The organism is Streptomyces sp. Ru73 (assembly GCF_002920575.1).
In the GTDB taxonomy this organism is placed as follows: domain Bacteria; phylum Actinomycetota; class Actinomycetes; order Streptomycetales; family Streptomycetaceae; genus Streptomyces.
Genome location: NZ_PQSQ01000024.1, coordinates 1 through 18,682, shown reverse-complemented (window position 1 = coordinate 18,682; position 18,682 = coordinate 1). Strand labels below are relative to the sequence as shown.

Below are 18,682 nucleotides of genomic sequence, written 5' to 3'. Positions count from 1 at the left end.
CACCTTTGATCAGCCGCAGGTTACCACCCTTACGTCCGTGCTTGACCGAAATGCCCTTTTGGCAGCTGCCTGCCCTGCCTGCCATAGTCGGGGCAACGACCCCCATTGACCCGGGCGAGGTCGTCATGGCGCCGTGGGCACACCCCTTCCGCCCGCCGGCGCGCGACTACTGGGGCCCGTTCCGCCGACAGCGCGGAAGGGCCCCAGTCACGTTTCCGGGCACGGGCCGGCCGCGGGCACCGCTCAGGCGCGGTCCGTCACCCGCATCTCGAACCACGTCGTCTTGCCGCGCGGCAGCAGGTCCACGCCCCAGCGGTCGGAGAGCTTGTCGACGAGGAAGAGCCCGCGGCCGCTCACGTCCAGCTCGTGGACCGGCATCAGACAGGGCAGCCCGCGCGAGGGGTCGCGCACCTCGATGCGGATCCAGCCGCGGCGGCGCAGCATCCGCAGGCCGAACGTCCGGGCGCCGGTGTGCCGTACGGCGTTGCCGACCAGCTCCGAGACGAGCAGCACGGCGTGCTCGGCGAGCTGGGGCGTCAGCGACCACTGCTTGAGCAGCACGGAGTGCGTCAGACGGCGGGCGGTGGCGGCGGATTCGGGACGCGAGGGAAGCCGTACCTCTTCGTGAGCGGGGTCGCCGATGAGATCGAGCGCCCTTGACGCTCCGTCACCCCGAGCGGCAGCCGTCACCCTGGCACTCTCCCCCTCCGCATCCTGGGCGGGCAGAGCCCAGCGCGCGCCGGCCGTGCCGGTTCGCGGCTGCGGCTGCTCCCTGCCTCCGAGGCCCGCCATGCCACCATCATGGACGCAACGGGCACGTTACGGGGGCGGAACCGCGGGAATCGGTCTCCCGGAATCCGCGGCTCCCACACCCCCTCCTGACATATGCCCCGGGCAGTCAACCCGGCCCTACACCTACTCTGACCTGCGCGGCAGTGCTGACGCAGGGTGATCGTCGGGGCCGTGTGCGGGAGGCTTCTCAAGCCGCCCTTGAGTCGCACATCATTCGCCCGCAAGGGGCACACGCGGTGCCCGTTTCCCCGCCGTACCGCCAACCCCGCTCGGTCTAGCGGAACTTGGCCTTGCCCGGGCCCTCCTCGACGAAGCTGCGCATGCCCGTCTCGCGGTCCTCGGTGGCGAACAGACCTGCGAACCAACCGCGTTCGATCGTCAGCCCGGTGTCGATGTCGGTCTCCAGACCGGCGTCCACCGACTCCTTCGCGGCCCGCAGCGCGATCGCCGGTCCCTTGGCGAGCCTGGCCGCCCAGGCGTGCGCCTGCGCGTACACCTCTTCGGCGGGAACCACACGGTCCACCAGTCCGAGCGCGAGGGCCTCGTCGGCCTTCACCTGGCGGCCGGTGAAGATGAGGTCCTTGGCCTTGGACGGGCCGATGAGGCGGGCGAGGCGCTGGGTGCCGCCCGCGCCGGGGATCAGGCCGAGCAGGATCTCGGGCTGGCCGAGCTTGGCGTTCTCCGCTGCGATGCGGTAGTCGGCACAGAGCGCGAGCTCGCAGCCGCCGCCCAGCGCGTACCCGGTGACCGCGGCCACCACGGGCTTGGGGATGCGCGCGACGGCGGTGAAGGACTCCTGCAGCGCCCCGGCCCGCGCGACCATCGCCGCGTGGTCCATCGCCTGCATCTCCTTGATGTCCGCGCCGGCCGCGAACACCTTCTCGCCGCCCCAGACGACCACGGCGCGGACGTCGTCGCGGCGGGTGGCCTCGGCGGCCAGCTCGCGCAGCCGGTCCTGGGTGGCGATGTCCAGCGCGTTCATCGGCGGGCGGTCCAGGCGGATGGTGCCGACGCCGTCGGCGACCTCGAAGTTCACAGTCATACCGGCAGGTTAATGGCCGTTCACGCGAACGTCGCCGGTGCACTTGGTCACAGTGCACCGGCGGGTCGCGCCCGGGGGCCCGGGCGGCCCGCCCGGACCGCCCGCACCGCCCCTACTGCGCCGCCTCGGCCGGCCGCTGCGGCTTCTTCCACTCCTCCCACGGCATGTTCCACACGTTCAGCCCGTTCTCGGGCTGGATGGTGCGGTCGTGCGAGTTCTTGACCACGACCAGGTCGCCGATCATGGAGTTCTCGTAGAACCACCCGGCCGGCGTGGAGCTGCTGCCGCCCCGGTAGTCGAAGAGGCCCACGCAGCCGTGGCTGGCGTTGCGGTTGCCGAACGTCCACTGCCCGGACCAGTAGTTGCCGTGGATGAACGTGCCGGAGTCGCTGAGCCGCATGGCGTGCGGCACGTCCTTGATGTCGTACTCCCCGCCGAAGCCCACGGTCTCGCCGTTCATCCGGGTCACCGGGTGCTTCTCGCTGATCACCATCTTGCCGTTGTACGTCTCGGTGCCCGGCGCGCCCGAGGTGACCGGCAGGGTCTTGATCTTCTTGCCGTCGCGGACCACGGTCATCCGGTGCGCCTCGGCGTCCACCGTGCTGATCTGGCTGCGGCCGATGGTGAAGGTGACCTTCTTGTTCTGCGTCCCGTAGACCCCGGGACGGCCCTCGACGCCGTTGAGGTTCATGGTGAAGGTGACCTTCGTGCCCGGCTTCCAGTACTTCTCCGGGCGGAACTCCAGACGGTCGTTGCCGAACCAGCGGCCCTCGATCGGCACCGACGGCTCCGCCGTCACCTTGATCGCGTCCTCGACCGCCCTCGGGTCGGTGATGCCGCGCGTGAAGCGCACGTCGATCGGCATGCCCACGCCGACCGTCTGCCCGTTCTCCGGTACGTAGCGCCCGATGAAGGTGTTCTTGGGCGACAGGGTGGTGAAGTCGGCGTGCTCGGCGGCCTCGCGGCCCGCCGCGTCCTTGGCCACCGCGTCGACGGTGTACTCCGTCGCGGTGCTCAGGTGCCGCACCGGCTCCCAGACGCTGCCGCCCTTGGACAGCTTGCCGTCGACGGCGTGGCCCGCGCGGTCCTTGACCGACACGGACTTCAGCGTGCCCTTGCGTACCGTGATCTTCAGCGCGCCGCTCGTGGCGACGTCCTCGGCGCCGTCCTTCGGCGTGATCCGCACCGCGGCCTCGGACGCCTTGTCCTTCTCCCCGTCCCCCTTGCCGTCACCGCTGCCCCCGCACGCGGCCACCAGCACCATCAGCGCCCCGAGCACCGGAGCGAGCAGGACCCTTCCCCCCTGCCGCCGCCGAAACCGCTCCCGCGGCGCCCCCCATATCGGCTGCACGTCCAAGACTGGCCTCTTTTCCCCTCGCACAACCCCGCGTTCGCGGCGCGCGGCACGGGCCACGCGCGCGCTTGCCGCCAGATAACCACACCGCGGACGTGAGGGGACTCCCCGGACATGTCACCGTTTCGTACCGACTGGTGGGCGTGGTGCGGGACGTACGCGAGTGCCTCCGGCGGGCGGTCAACTCGGCCGGATAACGGCGCGGCGGGCGGCCGCGCGGGGCGCGGGGTCAGCGGACGGCGGAGCCCCGCAGCCACGCGCTCCACGGCATGTTCCAGCCACCCAGACCGTTGTCCGGCGCCACCGTCGTCTCGCGGGAGCGGACCACCTCCACGATGTCGCCGACGAGCGAGGTCCGGTAGAACCAGCCCGCCGGGGTGTCCGGGCTGCCGCCCTGCTCGTCCCGCAGCCCGACGCAGCCGTGGCTGGTGTTGGCGGCGCCGAAGGTGTTCCTGGACGCCCAGTAGTTGCCGTGCAGGAACGTGCCGGAGGTGGTCAGGCGCAGCGCGTGCGGCACGTCGGGGATGTCGTACTCGCCCCCGAAGCCGACGGTGCCGCCGTCCATCCGGGTCATCGGATGCCGTTCGAGGATCACCATCCGGCCGTTGTACGTGGGGTTGTCCTGGTCGCCCGCGGTGACGGGCAGGGTGGCCACCGGCCGTCCCGCGCTCCGTACGGTCATGGTGTGCGCGGCGGCGTCAACCACGCTGGTCCGATCCCGGCCGATCCTGAAGCGGACGGTCTTGTGCTGGATCCCGTACACCCCGGGAGCCGCACGGACGTCGCGCAGCCGCAGCGCCATCGTGACCTCGGTGCCCGGCTGCCAGGGCGCGCGGGGGCGGAAGTCGAGCCGGCGGTCGCCGAACCAGTGGGGCGCGATGCGCACGGCGGGGCGCGCGGTGACGGAGAGGGCGCGCTCGACGGCGGCCCGGTCGCGCACGGGGCGGTTGAAGTCGAAGGAGACGATCATGCCGGTGCCGACGGTGGAGCGGTGCTCGGGGCGGAAGAAACCGACCAGGCGGTGGGCCGGCACGTACGTGGTGAAGGAGGTGTGCCGGGCGGTGCGCCGCCCCTGCCCGTCCACCGCCACCGCCTCGACGGTGTAGCGGGAGGCGAGCGCGAGCGGGGTGCCGGCCGAGCGCCAGCCGAGCCCGTCGGGGGTGAGCCGGCCGGGCACCGGTTCGCTGCCGGTGTCCCCCGCCCGGGTGACCTCGACCCGTTCCAGCCGCCCGTCCGGCACGCGGACCTCGATGCGCCGTCCGGCGGGTACCCCGCGCGCCCCGTCGGCGGGCAGTACGCGGACGGCCTCCCGTGCGGAGCGCGGCGCGTCCGAGGTCCAGCCGCCGGGTCCCTGGCAGCCCGCGAGCAGTGCGGCACCCGTGAGCAGCGGTACGGCGGTCGTCCAGGAGCGCCGGGTCCTTCGGTGGGTCAGGGATCGGTTGGTCACGGTGGACTCAACGAGCGCTCCCTTCGTGGGGAAACGTGACGTGGCGACCGGTTCGGGGAAGGAGGGATGCAGGGAAGGATTGCCGGGAGGGCACGTCCACACACGCGGCCGGGACGCCGCGTGCGGCACCGCCCGATCGAGTCGCGAGCCGCGGGAGGCTGCCACGTGTCGAGCGCGCTTGAGCAGGAGGCACTGCCGGACGAGGGCCGGGCGAGAACGGCCGCCGGGCCTGCCGTGGTGCGGCCCGGGAGCCCGCAGCCGCTGGGGGCGCGGTTCCGCAGCGGCCCGGACGGCGTCGCGGGCACGAACTTCGCGCTGTGGTCGGCGGGCGCCGAGGCGGTGGAGGTGTGCGTCTTCGACGAGGCGGGCGCCGAGACCCGGTATCCGCTCACCGAGCTGACCCACGAGATCTGGCACGGCTTCGTCCCCGGCGTACTGCCGGGGACGCGGTACGGCTACCGGGTGCACGGCCGCTGGGACCCGTGGGCCGGGGCCCGCTGGAATCCGGCGAAGCTGCTGCTCGATCCGTACGCGCGTGCGGTCGACGGGGACTTCCGGCTGCCGCCGGAGGTGTACGGGCACGTGCGGGACTGGCCCGAGCAGCACATAGCGGACACGGTGCGCGACGAGCGGGACTCCGCGCCGCACGTCCCCAAGGGCGTGGTGGTGCACGACGACGCGCCGGGCGACGAGTGGGCGGACGACCGCCGGCCGAAGACGCCGTGGGCCGATTCGGTGATCTACGAGCTGCACGTGCGCGGCTTCACCAAGCGGCACCCGGACATCCCGGAGCCGCTGCGCGGGACGTACGCAGGTCTCGCGCACCCGGCCGCGATCGGCCACCTGACCCGGCTCGGGGTCACGGCCGTCGAACTGCTGCCCGTACATCAGTTCGCGCACGAGGACCATCTGCTGCGGCGGGGCCTGCGCAACTACTGGGGCTACAACTCCATCGGCTACTTCGCGCCGCACGCCGCGTACGCCGCTTCGGGGACCCGCGGCCAGCAGGTCGGCGAGTTCCGCCGGATGGTGCGCGCGCTGCACGACGCGGGCATCGAGGTCATCCTCGACGTGGTCTACAACCACACGGCCGAGGCGAACGAGATGGGCCCGACGCTGTCCTTCCGCGGCATCGACAACCGGGGTTACTACCGGCTCCAGCAGGACCCGCGCCGGTACGCCGACTACACCGGCTGCGGCAACACCCTGCACGTCGTGCAGCCCAACGTGCTGCGGCTGATCACCGACTCGCTGCGCTACTGGGTCACCGAGATGGGCGTGGACGGCTTCCGCTTCGACCTGGCGGCGGCGCTGGCCCGTTCCATGCACGACGTGGACATGCTCTCGCCGTTCCTCGCGGTGATCGCGCAGGACCCGGTGCTGCGCCGGGTGAAGCTGATCGCGGAGCCGTGGGACGTGGGGATGGGCGGGTACCAGGTCGGTGCCTTCCCGCCGCTGTGGACGGAGTGGAACGACCGCTACCGCGACACCGTGCGCGACTTCTGGCGCGGCGCGCAGCACGACGTACGGGACCTGGGCTACCGGCTGTCCGGCTCCAGCGACCTGTACGCCTGGGGCGGCCGGCGCCCGCAGGCCTCCGTCAACTTCGTCACGGCGCACGACGGCTTCACCCTGCGCGACCTGGTCTCCTACGAGCACAAGCACAACGAGGCCAACGGCGAGGACAACCGGGACGGCACGGACGACAACCGCTCGTGGAACTGCGGCGCCGAGGGCGAGACCGACGACCCGGACGTACGGGCGCTCCGCCGCCGCCAGCTGCGCAACCTCCTCACCACGCTGCTGCTCTCCACGGGCGTGCCGATGCTGGTCGCGGGCGACGAGCTGGGCCGCACCCAGCAGGGCAACAACAACGGCTACTGCCAGGACAACGAGCTGGGCTGGCTGGACTGGTCGCTGGCGGACGACCCGGAGTGGCGGCCGCTGACCGAGCTGGTCTCCCGGCTGATCGCGCTGCGCCGGGCGCACCCGGTGCTGCGCCGGCGCGCCTTCTTCTCCGGGCGCCCCAACGGGCCGGACGGCCTGCGGGACCTGGCGTGGTTCACGCCGGCGGGGACGGAGATGACCGAGGGCGACTGGTACGCGCCGGCGAGCGGGCTGGGGATGTTCCTGTCGGGGACGGACATCCCGCAGCGGGACGAGCGGGGGCTGCCGGTGACCGACGACAGCTTCCTGGTCGTGCTGCACAGCGGGCACGAGCCCGGCCGCTTCACCCTCCCCGCCGAGCCGTGGGCCCGTTCGTACGCCCTCCTCGTCGACACCTCGCGGGAGGACCAGGCGGCGGAGCCGGGCACGGCGTACGAGGCGGGCGCCGAGGTGGAGCTGCCGGGCCGGGCGGTGTGGCTGCTGCGGGCCGCACGCTGAGCCCGGCCGCGGGACCGTCCGGGCGGTCCCGCGGTGGCCTTGCGGCGGTCCCGCGGCAATCCAGCGGCGGGAAAAACCGCGTGAGGATTGTCAGTGGTGACTTCTAGGCTCACTGCTGATGAGCGATGCAGCGAACCGCCCCGAGTCCGCCGTCCCCCCACCCCGCTCCGCCGTCCGGTCGCTGCTGCGCCTGTGGCCGTACGTCCGCCCCGTACGCGCCCGGCTGTTCGGCGCGGCAGGCGTCGCGGTCCTCGCCTCCGGCATGGGCCTGCTCATCCCGTTGGTGCTGAAGTGGCTGGTCGACGGGCCGGTCGCACGGCGGGACGCGGCCGGCATCTGGCTGGGCGGCGGCCTCCTGCTGCTTCTGGGCCTGGCCGAGGCGGGCCTCTTCGGGCTGCGCCGGTGGCTGGTGGCCCGCCCGCTGGCGGGCGTGGAGGCGGCGATGCGGGACGCGCTGTACCGCCGTCTGCAGCGGCTGCCGGTCGCCTTCCACGACCGCTGGCCCTCCGGGCAGCTGCTCTCCCGCGGCACGACCGATCTGCAGCTGCTGCGGATGTTCCTGGCGTTCCCGATGACCTTCCTGTTCGTCAACGGCGTGACCATCCTGGCCGGCTTCGGCATCCTCCTCGCCCAGCGCTGGTCGCTGGGGCTGGTACTGCTCGCGCCGCTCGTGCCACTGATCGTGCTCTGCTCGGTGTTCGAGGCCAAGTACTCGGTCGCCGCCCGCCGTTCGCAGGACCAGGTCGGCGACCTGACCACACTGGTCGAGGAGTCGGTACTGGGCATCCGCATCATCAAGGGGTTCGGCCGGCACCGCGCCCAGGCCCGCGCGTACACCGCCCTCACCCATGAGCTGCGCGGCACGGAGCTGCACAAGGCGCGGCTGCTCGCCGCGATCTGGGGCGTCATCACCTTCCTGCCGGAGACCGCCATCGGGGCCGCGCTGGTCCTCGGCACGGTCCAGGTCGCGGACGGCGGTCTGTCGGCCGGCACGCTCGTGGCGTTCCTCTCCACCGCGCTGGCGCTGCGCTGGCCGGTGGAGTCGATCGGCTTCCTGCTGGCGATCAGCAACGAGTCGGCGACCGCGGCCGACCGGTACTTCGAGGTCATGGACGTACCGCCGGCGGACGCCGATGACCCGGCCGTACGCACCGCGGCGCTCGCCCGCACGCCCGCTGCCCCGGCGCCCGACGGGCTCGCCTTCACCGGCGTGGAGTTCCGCTACCCCGACGCTCCCGCGGACGCCCCGCCCACGCTGCGCGGCGTCGACCTGCACGTCCGGCCCGGCGAGACGATGGCGCTGGTGGGCGCGACGGGCAGCGGCAAGACCACGCTCACGGCGCTGGTGCCGCGGCTGTACGACGCGACCGGCGGCCGGATCACCCTGGACGGCCGCGACATCATGACCCTGCCGCGCGACGAGCTGCGCTCCCTGGTCGCGGTGGCCTTCGAGGAACCCACCCTCTTCTCGGCGACCGCGGCGGAGAACGTCCTGATGGGCGGCGAGGAGGCGGGCGAGGACGGGGTGCGGCGCGCGCTGCGGGTCGCGCAGGCGCACGACTTCGTCGCCGCGCTCCCGCAGGCGGAGCACACCCAGGTCGGCGAGCAGGGCCTGAGCCTGTCCGGCGGCCAGCGGCAGCGGCTCGCGCTGGCCCGCGCGGTGGTCGGCGCGCCGCGCTTCCTCGTCCTGGACGACCCGCTCTCCGCGCTGGACGTGCACACCGAGGCCCGGGTCGAGGCGGCGCTGCGCGAGGTGCTCGCGACCACCACGGCGCTGATCGTCGCGCACCGCCCGTCCACCGTCCTCCTCGCCGACCGGGTCGCGCTCCTCTCCGACGGCCGCGTCACCGCCGTCGGCACCCACCAGCACCTGCTGCGCGAGAACCCGGAGTACGCCCACCTGATGTCGGGCGCCGACCTGGCGGGCGCTCCCGGCCCCGCCGGGGACGGCCGGACCGGCTCCCCCGGCTTACCCGGCTCCCCCGACAGCACCGGACCGCACCGTACCGAGAAGGAGACGGAGCGATGACCACGACCACGACCGAGGCGGGGCGGCCGCCCGAGGACGGCGACGCGGAACCGGGCACGGCCGCCGGCCCCGCACCCGCCGGCGACCCCTTCGACCGGGACGTCCTGCCGGCCCCCAAGGGGGCCTCGTTCGCCCTGCTCCGCTCGCTGCTGCGCCCGTACGCGGCCCGCGGCCGGCTCACCGTCGTCCTGCTGCTGCTCCAGCAGGCAGCGGTGCAGGCCGGCCCGCTGCTCGTCGCGTACGCCATCGACCGCGCCGTGCCCGCGCTGCGGGCGCACGACCACGGCCCGCTGCTCGCCGTCGGCGCCGGGTACCTGGGGTGCGCGCTGGCCGCCGGCGTCCTGCAGTACGCCTTCACCCGCTCCTGCTCCCGGGTCAGCCAGGACGTGCTGCGCGACCTGCGCGGCCGGATCTTCCGGCACGCCCAGGCGCTCAGCCTGGACTTCCACGAGCGGTACACCTCGGGGCGGCTGATCTCCCGCTCCACCACCGACGTGGAGGCGCTGCGCGAACTGCTCAACGACGGCCTGCAGGAGCTGGTCGGGGTCGTGCTGTCGATGGTCTACGTGACGGCCATGCTGCTGTACCTCGACTGGGGCCTGGGGGCCGCGGCCGTACTGTCGGCCGGTCCGCTCCTCTTCCTGATCCGCTCCTTCCAGCGCCGCTCGCTGGCCGTCTACAAGAACCGCTCGACGGCCATCGCCGCGGTCATCGTCAAGTTCGCCGAGACGCTCAACGGCATCCGGCCGGTCCAGGCGTTCCGCCGCGAGCGGCCCAACGACGCGGAGTTCGCCCGGCTGAACCGCACCCACGAGCGGGCCAACGGCACCGCCATCCTGGAGATGGCCCGGTACGTCGTCCTCTCCCGCACGTCCGCCAACATCGCCCTCGCCGCCATCGTCCTGTGGGGCGCCTACCGGGTCGCCACCGGCTCCCTCGCCCTCGGCGTGCTCGCCGCCGCCGTGCTGTACCTGCGACGCCTCTACGACCCCATCGACCGGCTCGGCATGTTCCTGAACGCCTACCAGTCGGCCGCCGCGTCCCTGGAGAAGATCGCCGGCCTGCTCGCCCAGCGCCCCGCCGTCCCGGAACCGGCCACCCCGGTCCCCCTGCCGCCGTCCGCCGACGGCCGCCCGGGCCGCGAAGTGACCTTCGCGGGCGTCCGGTTCGCGTACCGCACCGGCGGCGAGGTGCTCCCCCGCTTCGACCTCACCCTGGCGGCCGGCAGCACGGTCGCGGTGGTCGGCAGCACCGGCGCGGGCAAGTCCACCCTCGCCAAGCTGCTCGCCCGCTTCTACGACCCCACCACCGGCCGGGTCCTCCTGGACGGCGTCGACCTGCGCGACCTCTCCACGACCGACCTGCGGCGCGGGGTCGTCATGGTCACCCAGGAGGCGTTCCTCTTCTCCGGCACGGTCGCGGAGAACATCGCCATCGGCCGCCCGGACGCCACCCGCGCCGAGATCGAGGCGGCCGCGAAGGCCATCGGCGCGCACGACTTCATCACGGCGCTCCCCGACGGCTACGACACGGACGTACGCAAGCGCGGCGGCCGCATCTCCGCCGGCCAGCGCCAGCTGGTCTCCTTCGCGCGCGCCCTCCTCGCCGACCCGGCCGTCCTCATCCTCGACGAGGCCACCTCCTCCCTCGACATCCCCGGCGAACGCGCCGTCCAGCGCGCCATGCACACCGTCCTCCGCGACCGCACCGCCGTCGTCATCGCCCACCGCCTCTCCACGGTCCAGGTCGCCGACCGCGTCCTCGTCATGGACCGAGGCCGCATCCTCGAAGACGGCCCACCCTCCGAACTCATCGCCGACAAGGGCCACTTCGCGGGCCTGCACACGGCTTGGAGGGAGAGTCTGGTGCAGTGACCGATGGTCGCCGGAGACCGGCTTCCGGCGAATATCGGCAACGGCTGCCGAGCGGCCCGTGCGTCCGTAAGATCTCCCATGCCTCACACGGCACGCTGCACACCGTGTGCTCGTCCGTGTCGGTTTTCTCCTGCCCACGCTGCACAACGGGCCCTCCTCTCACGCGGCTTCCCGTCGCATCGAGCAGGCCAAGGAAGCGGACCACATGTCCTTCGAAGCCGAGTGGAAGCAGCTCAAGACGGATTCGTCCGACGCCCGGCGAACTCATGTGCGTCTCAACCAGCTGGCCCCGGAAGGCACGAGAGCCGCCGATCCGCCCGGCGACCTGCGGGTGAGCCAACAGGATCTGGCGGCCATCGGTGACGCCGCCTTCAGGCTCCACCAGGACCTCAGCCGCGACGGGAACCATGCACGTCTCAGCAGTTACGAGGCCGCTTCCTCACTCAAGGCGGACTTCGCACTGGGGAGCGCGCTGGAGCACGTCATGAGCCGGTGGACGGAGCAGCAGTGGTCCCTGCTCGACGCGTGCGCCCACATCTCGAACCACCTCGACTGCACCCGGAAGGCGCACCGGGGCGATGAGACGTACCTCGCCACCGTCTTCAGCCGCATTTCCGACCTCGACAAGGCGTTCGACTCGCGGGACGGCCACTGATGGACCTGGAAGCCCTGCAGCACGGCAACTTCGCCCGGCTCGGCGAGGCGGTCACGGACTGGTCGGACATGGTGGGCAAGCTCACGAGACTCCGGGAGCGGGCGGAGCGGGAGCTCGACGGCAAGGCCAAGAAGGCGGACTGGGCGGGCCTCAACGCCACCGTCACCCGGGAGTTCGTCACCAAGACGGCGGCGGAGTTCGCTGACGCGGTCACCCAGGCCTCCTCCATCCGCAACATCCTCCGGGACACCCGCGGCGAGCTCATCAGCCACCGCGAGAAGCTCAGGGACGCGCTGGGCCGCGCCCGGGACAAGAAGATCAGCGTGGTGCCCACGGGCGGCGGCAAGTTCGTCGTCAGCTCCCTGTGCACGGCGGAAGAGGAGCAGCCCACCGAGGGCGAGCTCGGCGCCGTCAGGGACGAGATCGCGGAAATCCTCGGCAAGGCCACGGAGTGCGACACCACCGCGGCGAAGGTCCTGCGGACGCTGGTGGACCAGAGCAAGTACGGCTTCTCGGGCGCCTCGTACAAGGACCGCGACTCCGCGGCCCGGGCAGTGCACCGGGCCGAGGAATGGGCCAGGGCGGCCAGGAACCCGAAGGGCATGTCGCTGAAGCAGCTCGGCGCGCTCGGCCGGGACCTGAAGAAGTACCGCAACGACGAACTCTTCGCCGAGACCTTCGCCACGAAACTCGGCGGCAACGGAACGCTGGAGTTCTGGACGCGGACGGCCGGCGCACACCAGGGCGACCGCGGCCATGCCGCCATGCTGCGGGACCTGCAGACGAACCTCGGCATGACGCTGGCCACCGCGACGCACTCCGACAGCCCCGCGATGCAGCACTGGGAAGAGTCGGTCGTCACGGCGGGCAACACCAGCTTCCGGCCGGACCCCGTACGCAGCTCCGCCGGCGCGCTCGGTTTCCAGGTCATGAGCAGCCTGTTGCGCCACGGCCGGTACGACACGGAGTTCCTCGACTCCTACGGCAGTGCCCTGCTCCGCAAGGACAAGAGCCACGCCATGGGCGCGACCCGCACGGAAGAAATCTGGGAGAACATCGACGGCGTCGACCTCGTGTTCGGCAAGGACGACGGACACGATCCCGTGACCGGCTTCATGACCGCCCTCTCGCACGCCCCGGAGGCCGCCGAGCACACCTTCGCCCGGAAGGCCGACCTGAACCACCTCCTGGAGAGCACGAAGAACACCGACCGGGGCACCTCGGTAGGCCAAGCCCTGGAAGCCGCCGTCACCGGCGTCGCCCACGGTGACACCACACCGGCCGCACCCGTCCCGCACAACCGGACCCAGGTCGCCATCATGAGAAACGTCATGCACGCCGTCGCCAACCCCGACGGCGGCTCCGCCCTCGTCGACAACCACATGGGAGCCAGCCTGGGCCACATGGCGGCGGCGTACATGCCGGAGATCAACCGGACCATCGCCGGGCTGGGCGCCGAACACATCTTCCTGACGAACAGCGATGCGCCGGACGGCCTCGACCGTGCCGACACGTACCGGTTCTTGAGTGCACTGGGCAGGGACGACGATGCCAGTGCCGCCGTCGTCTACGGCCGCAGCATCTACACGAGCAGCACGATGGAAGCTCACATCGCCGATCCGCACCTTTTCGGGGGAAGCACCAGCGCCGCCATCGAAGCGATCTCGCACAACTCCGGTCTGATCGACGGCATCCTGGCGCACTCCCGCCAGGGCATGGAAGTCGAACATCAGCAGGAGGGAGAACAGGGGGAGAACGAAGCGATGCAGCGGCAGGGCGAGTTCTTCAAAACGATGCTGTCCACAGGCTTCGCGGTCGGCGCAGTCGCTCTCGCTCCGGTGGGGGCGACTGCGGAGGCGGCCGTGGGGGCAGGCGGCGCATTCTTCTCCGCCGCCGCGACGATGGGCGTGGACCGCATCATGGACGGCAGGGAACTCGACGGCTTGGACAAGGCGATGTACCAAAGTGGGCGCCGCCTTTACATCTCCGAGGACGACACGCTCGGAACCGTCATCGAAGCGGGCCGCCAGGCGCGGAAATCCTACGACTCCGGCCCGAGCCAGGACGCCATGGACAACGAGATCCGCGAGGCCGTAAGAGCCGGCTGGCTCGAAAGCGACACCCGCCTGGAGGAAGTCGGCAAGAGCGCCACCTCTTGAGCCTTCAAAGGAAGCATCACAGTGAAGAGAAACCCGAGGCGCAACTTGCTCGTCGGCGGAATCGGCTGCGTGGCACTGCTCGCCGGCGCGGTGTTCGGGTATCGAGAAATATACCTGGACGGCATAGAAAAACTTCCTGAGCGGCCGTGCGGCGGCGCCGTTCAGCGGGCGACCGCGGCAAAGATTCTCCCCGCTGCACATGAGGTCAAGGAAGAATCGCACGAATCACCGGCAGACAACTTCTTCTTCCTCTGCTCGCTCGATGCAGGGGAGTCGATGATTTCGGCTGTCGTGAAGAGGCGCGATGCCAGCGTGGCATCGTGGCGCGACTACTGGCGGAAGGACCTAGGCACCGGCTACATCGAACCGCCGGGAACGATGCATCTCCTTTCGTGGCCGACAAAGACGATGATCTACCTGCCCTGTACGCCGCCAGGACAGAAGAGCGAAGCCGCCGAGACGAGGTTCGCGCTGGACATCGAGGCGACGGCTGCGGGCGACAGCCGCGTCTCCGGTGGCGCGCTTCGTCAGGCGCTGTCCGACTTCGCCGTTCAGGCGGCTCGGCATGCGCAGCGGGCGGCTCGGTGTCAGGAGCGGGTCGGTCTTCCGTCGGCGGCTCCCCCGCTGCGGGGCCGGTGACAGGCCGCGCCGGCCACTGGTTGACCGTTATACGAACACCAACCGCCGCTCTACGGACGGTTTCCGGCCACTTTTTTGTACGGGCCCTGACAATCGGGTAAGGCAGGTGGGAAGCTGCGCGGCAGTCGGGGCGGGTCCCCACAGCATCACCGCCCGCGCCGGTCACTTCCGTACCGCCTCCCCCCACACGCACTTGTTCTGCCCGGACGGCCACCCAGCCGACCGGTCCCCCCGGCCGCGGCACATCCCGTCGTGGCCCCGCAGAAGGAGCCAGCGTGAGACGCACCCCCCATGCACGTTCCGGACAGGCCCGCAGACGCGCGATGGCCACCGGCACCCTCGTCGCCGTGACCGCTCTGCTCGCCGTCGGCGTGCAGACCGGCGCCGGCAACGCAGCCCCCAACCCGGGCGGCACCCACGCACAGCCCCGGGCGGGCGCACTGCCCGCCAAGCTCTCCCCCTCGCAGCGTGCGGAGCTGCTGAAGGAGGCCGCCGCCACCACCGCGCAGACGGCGAAGAAGCTGCAGCTCGGCGCCGAGGAGAAGCTGGTGGTCCGGGACGTCCAGCAGGACGTCGACGGCACGACCCACACCCGGTACGAGCGGACCTACAAGGGCCTGCCCGTGCTCGGCGGCGACCTGGTCGTGCACGAGACCCGGACCGGCAAGGTCGAGCGGGTCACCAAGGGCAACAAGGCCAGGATCGCGGTGCCGAGCACCAAGGCGGCCGTGACCCCGGCGACCGCCGAGGCCAAGGCGCTGAAGGCGTCGAAGGCGGAGGGCGCCGAGAAGTCCGACGCCAAGGAGCCCCGCAAGGTCGTCTGGGCGGCGGACGGCAAGCCGGTCCTCGCCTACGAGACCGTGGTCGGCGGCACCCAGGAGGACGGCCAGACGCCCAACCGGCTGCACGTCATCACCGACGCGAGCACCGGCAAGCAGCTCTTCCAGTACCAGGAGATCGAGCAGGGCACCGGCAACAGCCAGTACAGCGGCAAGGTGACCATCGGGACCGCGCCGTCGTACACCATGACCGACACCGCGCGCGGCAACCACAAGACGTACAACCTCAACCACGGCTCGTCCGGCACCGGCACGCTCTTCACCGACCCGGACGACGTGTGGGGCGACGGCACCCCGCAGAACGTCCAGACCGCCGGCGTGGACGCCGCGTACGGCGCCCAGCTCACCTGGGACTACTACAAGAACGTGCACGGCCGCTCCGGCATCAGGGGCGACGGCGTCGGCGCGTACAGCCGGGTCCACTACGGCAACAACTACGTGAACGCCTTCTGGGACGACAGCTGCTTCTGCATGACCTACGGCGACGGGTCCGGCAACGCGGCCCCGCTCACCTCGATCGACGTGGCGGCCCACGAGATGACGCACGGCGTCACCTCCGCGACCGCGAACCTCACGTACAGCGGTGAGTCCGGCGGCCTGAACGAGGCGACCTCGGACATCTTCGCCGCGGCCGTCGAGTTCAACGCCAACAACGCCCAGGACCCGGGCGACTACCTGGTCGGCGAGAAGATCGACATCAACGGCGACGGCACCCCGCTGCGCTACATGGACAAGCCCAGCAAGGACGGCGCGTCCAAGGACTACTGGTACTCCGGCGTCGGCAACGTCGACGTGCACTACTCCTCCGGCGTCGCCAACCACTTCTTCTACCTGCTGTCCGAGGGCAGCGGCGCGAAGGACGTGAACGGCGTGCACTACGACAGCCCCACGTACGACGGGCTGTCCGTGCCGGGCATCGGCCGGGCCAACGCCGAGAAGGTCTGGTTCAAGGCGCTCAGCCAGTACATGACCTCCAGCACCAACTACGCGGCGGCCCGCACCGCCACCCTGCAGGCCGCCGCCGACCTCTTCGGCAAGGACACCGCGACGTACAACACGGTCGCCAACACCTGGGCCGCGGTGAACGTCGGCAGCCGCGTCGGGGACGGCGGCGACCCGGGCGACCCGGGCGGCAACGTCTACGAGAACAAGGACGGCTTGGCGATCCCGGACACGGGCGCCACGGTCACCTCGCCGATCACCGTCAACCGCACCGGCAAGGCCCCGAGCACGCTCAAGGTCGGCGTGGACATCACCCACAGCTACCGCGGTGACCTGGTGCTCGACCTGGTCGCGCCGGACGGCACGGCGTACCGCCTGAAGAACTCCAGCGCCTGGGACTCGGCGGCGGACGTGAAGACCACCTACACGGTCAACGCCTCCTCGGAGAACGCGGCCGGCACCTGGAAGCTGCGGATCCGGGACGTGTACTCCGGTGACAGCGGCCGCCTGAACAGCTGGAAGCTCACCTTCTGACACCGCTCCCGAGCGGTCCCGTACGACCCGAGTGCCACCCCCGCCGGACGGCGGGGGTGGCACTCCTCCGTTATGCGGACGACAGCGCGCTCTTTGCGAACAAATTGCAAACCGGGCCCAATTACCCGGTGACAGCGGCCGGTTGGAATGGCACGCTGACCCCGCACGTACCACCCGCATCGCTTTGCACCCCCACCTCAGAGCAAAGTTGAAGGAGCACGCGTGACCCCCCACATATCGCGTACCACTCGTATCGCCGGCGCCTCCGTGGCCGCCGCCGCACTGCTCGCGGCCGGCATCGCCACCACGGCGGGCGCGGCGCCCGCCACCCACGAGGCGGCCGGCGCACCGGCGAAGATGACCGCCTCGCACCGCGCCGAGCTGCTGCGCGACGCGCAGGCCACCAAGGCGAAGACCGCCGAGGAGCTCGGGCTCGGCGCCAAGGAGAAGCTGGTCGTCAAGGACGTCATCAAGGACGCCGACGGGACCACGCACACCCGCTACGACCGCACCTACGACGGCCTGCCCGTCCTCGGCGGCGACCTGATCGTCCACCAGGCCAAGGGCGGCGCGATCAAGTCCACGACCAAGGCCGCCAAGGGCTCCGTCGCGGTCGCCTCCACCACCGCGAAGATCAGCCCGACGAAGGCCGCGGCCTCGGCGGAGTCGGTGTCCGGGAAGACCGAGGGCATCAAGAAGTCCGACGCCGCCACCCCGAACAAGGTCGTCTGGGCCGCCTCCGGCAAGCCGGTCCTGGCGTACGAGACCGTGGTCAAGGGTGTGCAGAAGGACGGCACGCCCAGCGAGCTGCACGTCATCACCGACGCGAACACCGGCAAGAAGCTCTTCGAGCACCAGGCCATCGAGACCGGCGCCGGCACCAGCATGTACAGCGGCAAGGTCGAGCTGGCCACCAAGAAGGGCAGCGGCGGCTACGAGCTGACCGACGACAGCCGCGGCGGTCACTCCACGCTCGACCTGGGCGGTTCGGAGAGCGGCGAGGGCAAGCTGCTCACGGACGAGGACGACAAGTGGGGCACCGGCAAGGGTGACGACCCGCAGACCGCGGCCGTCGACGCGGCGTACGGTGCCCAGGTCACCTGGGACTACTACAAGAACGTGCACGGCCGCAGCGGCATCAAGGGCGACGGCAAGGGCGCGACGTCCCGGGTGCACTACGGCAAGGAGTACGTCAACGCGTTCTGGGACGACAGCTGCTTCTGCATGACGTACGGCGACGGCCAGGGCGACACCCACCCGCTGACCGCGCTGGACGTGGCGGCGCACGAGATGTCGCACGGCGTCACCTCGGCGACGGCCGGCCTGGAGTACAGCGGTGAGTCCGGCGGCCTGAACGAGGCCACCTCCGACATCTTCGGCACCTCGGCGGAGTTCAGCGCGAAGAACACCGAGGACCCGGGCGACTACCTCATCGGCGAGAAGATCGACATCAACGGTGACGGCTCGCCGCTGCGGTACATGGACAAGCCCAGCAAGGACGGCCAGTCGCTGGACTTCTGGAAGAAGGGCGCCGGCGACGTCGACGTGCACTACTCGTCGGGCATCGCCAACCACTTCTTCTACCTGCTGTCCGAGGGCAGCGGCGCCAAGGAGATCGGCGGGGTGAAGTACGACAGCCCGACCGCCGACGGCTCCAAGGTCGAGGGCATCGGCCGGGACAAGGCCGAGAAGATCTGGTACAAGGCGCTGACCGAGTACATGACCTCGACGACCGACTACGCGGCGGCCCGCGAGGCGACCGTGAAGGCCGCGACCGACCTGTACGGCAAGGACGGCGCCGAGGTCAAGGGCGTCGAGGCGGCGTGGACGGGCGTCAACGTGAAGTAACGCTTCGCCACCAGGCTCCCCTTACAGTCCGGGGAGTTTAGGGGGGCGGGTCGCGGCGTGGGCGTTGTCCACAGGGTGATCCGCTTCCCGCACGGCACCACCCCGCAGGCCGAGCGGTGTCCGGAGGCTCCCGATTTCCCTCC

At 71.2% G+C, this 18,682-nt stretch carries 12 protein-coding genes; 8 read left to right on the top strand and 4 right to left on the bottom strand.

Going from position 1 to position 18,682, the window contains the following annotated elements:
• Positions 1–243: 243 nt before the first annotated feature.
• The 4 genes from C3486_RS13720 to C3486_RS13705 all read right to left on the bottom strand — a co-directional run bounded on the left by C3486_RS13720 (position 244) and on the right by C3486_RS13705 (position 4,635).
• On the bottom strand, positions 244–792 hold the full coding sequence (locus C3486_RS13720; protein ID WP_103832951.1) for an ATP-binding protein: 549 nt from the start codon (positions 790–792) through the stop codon (positions 244–246).
• A 274-nt stretch (positions 793–1,066) separates the two neighbouring features.
• Positions 1,067–1,834 (bottom strand): enoyl-CoA hydratase/isomerase family protein, encoded by a 768-nt coding sequence (locus tag C3486_RS13715; protein WP_103832950.1) that lies wholly within the window; start codon positions 1,832–1,834, stop codon positions 1,067–1,069.
• Positions 1,835–1,946: 112 nt separating this feature from the next.
• Positions 1,947–3,191 carry an Ig-like domain-containing protein gene (locus tag C3486_RS13710; RefSeq protein WP_374936866.1) on the bottom strand — a complete coding sequence of 415 codons (1,245 nt, stop codon included), beginning with the start codon at positions 3,189–3,191 and terminating at the stop codon, positions 1,947–1,949.
• A gap of 226 nt (positions 3,192–3,417) precedes the next feature.
• Entirely contained in the window at positions 3,418–4,635 is a 1,218-nt protein-coding gene (locus C3486_RS13705) for an Ig-like domain-containing protein (protein WP_103832948.1), read from the bottom strand.
• Positions 4,636–4,800: 165 nt separating this feature from the next.
• Here C3486_RS13705 and glgX point away from each other — a divergent pair, with 165 nt between their 5' ends.
• The 8 genes from glgX (at position 4,801) to C3486_RS13665 (ending at position 18,539) form a co-directional block, all read left to right on the top strand.
• Positions 4,801–7,020 carry a glycogen debranching protein GlgX gene (gene glgX / locus C3486_RS13700; RefSeq protein ID WP_374936865.1) on the top strand — a complete coding sequence of 740 codons (2,220 nt, stop codon included), beginning with the start codon at positions 4,801–4,803 and terminating at the stop codon, positions 7,018–7,020.
• A gap of 118 nt (positions 7,021–7,138) precedes the next feature.
• The gene (locus C3486_RS13695) at positions 7,139–9,049 is read left to right on the top strand and encodes an ABC transporter ATP-binding protein (protein WP_103832946.1); all 1,911 of its coding nucleotides are present in this window, start codon (positions 7,139–7,141) and stop codon (positions 9,047–9,049) included.
• A complete protein-coding gene (locus tag C3486_RS13690) occupies positions 9,046–10,923 on the top strand; it encodes an ABC transporter ATP-binding protein (protein ID WP_103832945.1) in 1,878 nt (625 codons plus the stop codon). Before C3486_RS13695 ends, C3486_RS13690 begins: the two co-directional genes overlap by 4 nt.
• A gap of 205 nt (positions 10,924–11,128) precedes the next feature.
• On the top strand, positions 11,129–11,578 hold the full coding sequence (locus C3486_RS13685; RefSeq protein WP_103832944.1) for a hypothetical protein: 450 nt from the start codon (positions 11,129–11,131) through the stop codon (positions 11,576–11,578).
• Positions 11,578–13,737: a hypothetical protein gene (locus C3486_RS13680; RefSeq protein WP_103832943.1), complete on the top strand. Its 2,160-nt coding sequence runs from the start codon at positions 11,578–11,580 to the stop codon at positions 13,735–13,737. Before C3486_RS13685 ends, C3486_RS13680 begins: the two co-directional genes overlap by 1 nt.
• A gap of 21 nt (positions 13,738–13,758) precedes the next feature.
• Positions 13,759–14,376 (top strand): hypothetical protein, encoded by a 618-nt coding sequence (locus tag C3486_RS13675; protein ID WP_146074995.1) that lies wholly within the window; start codon positions 13,759–13,761, stop codon positions 14,374–14,376.
• Between the two features lie 275 nt (positions 14,377–14,651).
• Complete coding sequence (locus tag C3486_RS13670; protein ID WP_374936864.1) at positions 14,652–16,691, top strand: M4 family metallopeptidase; 2,040 nt, start codon at positions 14,652–14,654, stop codon at positions 16,689–16,691.
• Between the two features lie 222 nt (positions 16,692–16,913).
• Positions 16,914–18,539 (top strand): M4 family metallopeptidase, encoded by a 1,626-nt coding sequence (locus C3486_RS13665; RefSeq protein WP_103832940.1) that lies wholly within the window; start codon positions 16,914–16,916, stop codon positions 18,537–18,539.
• Positions 18,540–18,682: the final 143 nt, after the last annotated feature.

Bases quoted from the DNA above. Each gene is read 5' to 3' on its own strand.
- C3486_RS13695 (WP_103832946.1), top strand. From the start codon at position 7,139: ATGAGCGATGCAGCGAACCGCCCCGAGTCCGCCGTCCCCCCACCCCGC.
- C3486_RS13685 (WP_103832944.1), top strand. From the start codon at position 11,129: ATGTCCTTCGAAGCCGAGTGGAAGCAGCTCAAGACGGATTCGTCCGAC.
- C3486_RS13720 (WP_103832951.1), bottom strand. From the start codon at position 792: ATGGCGGGCCTCGGAGGCAGGGAGCAGCCGCAGCCGCGAACCGGCACG.
- C3486_RS13690 (WP_103832945.1), top strand. From the start codon at position 9,046: ATGACCACGACCACGACCGAGGCGGGGCGGCCGCCCGAGGACGGCGAC.
- C3486_RS13715 (WP_103832950.1), bottom strand. From the start codon at position 1,834: ATGACTGTGAACTTCGAGGTCGCCGACGGCGTCGGCACCATCCGCCTG.
- C3486_RS13680 (WP_103832943.1), top strand. From the start codon at position 11,578: ATGGACCTGGAAGCCCTGCAGCACGGCAACTTCGCCCGGCTCGGCGAG.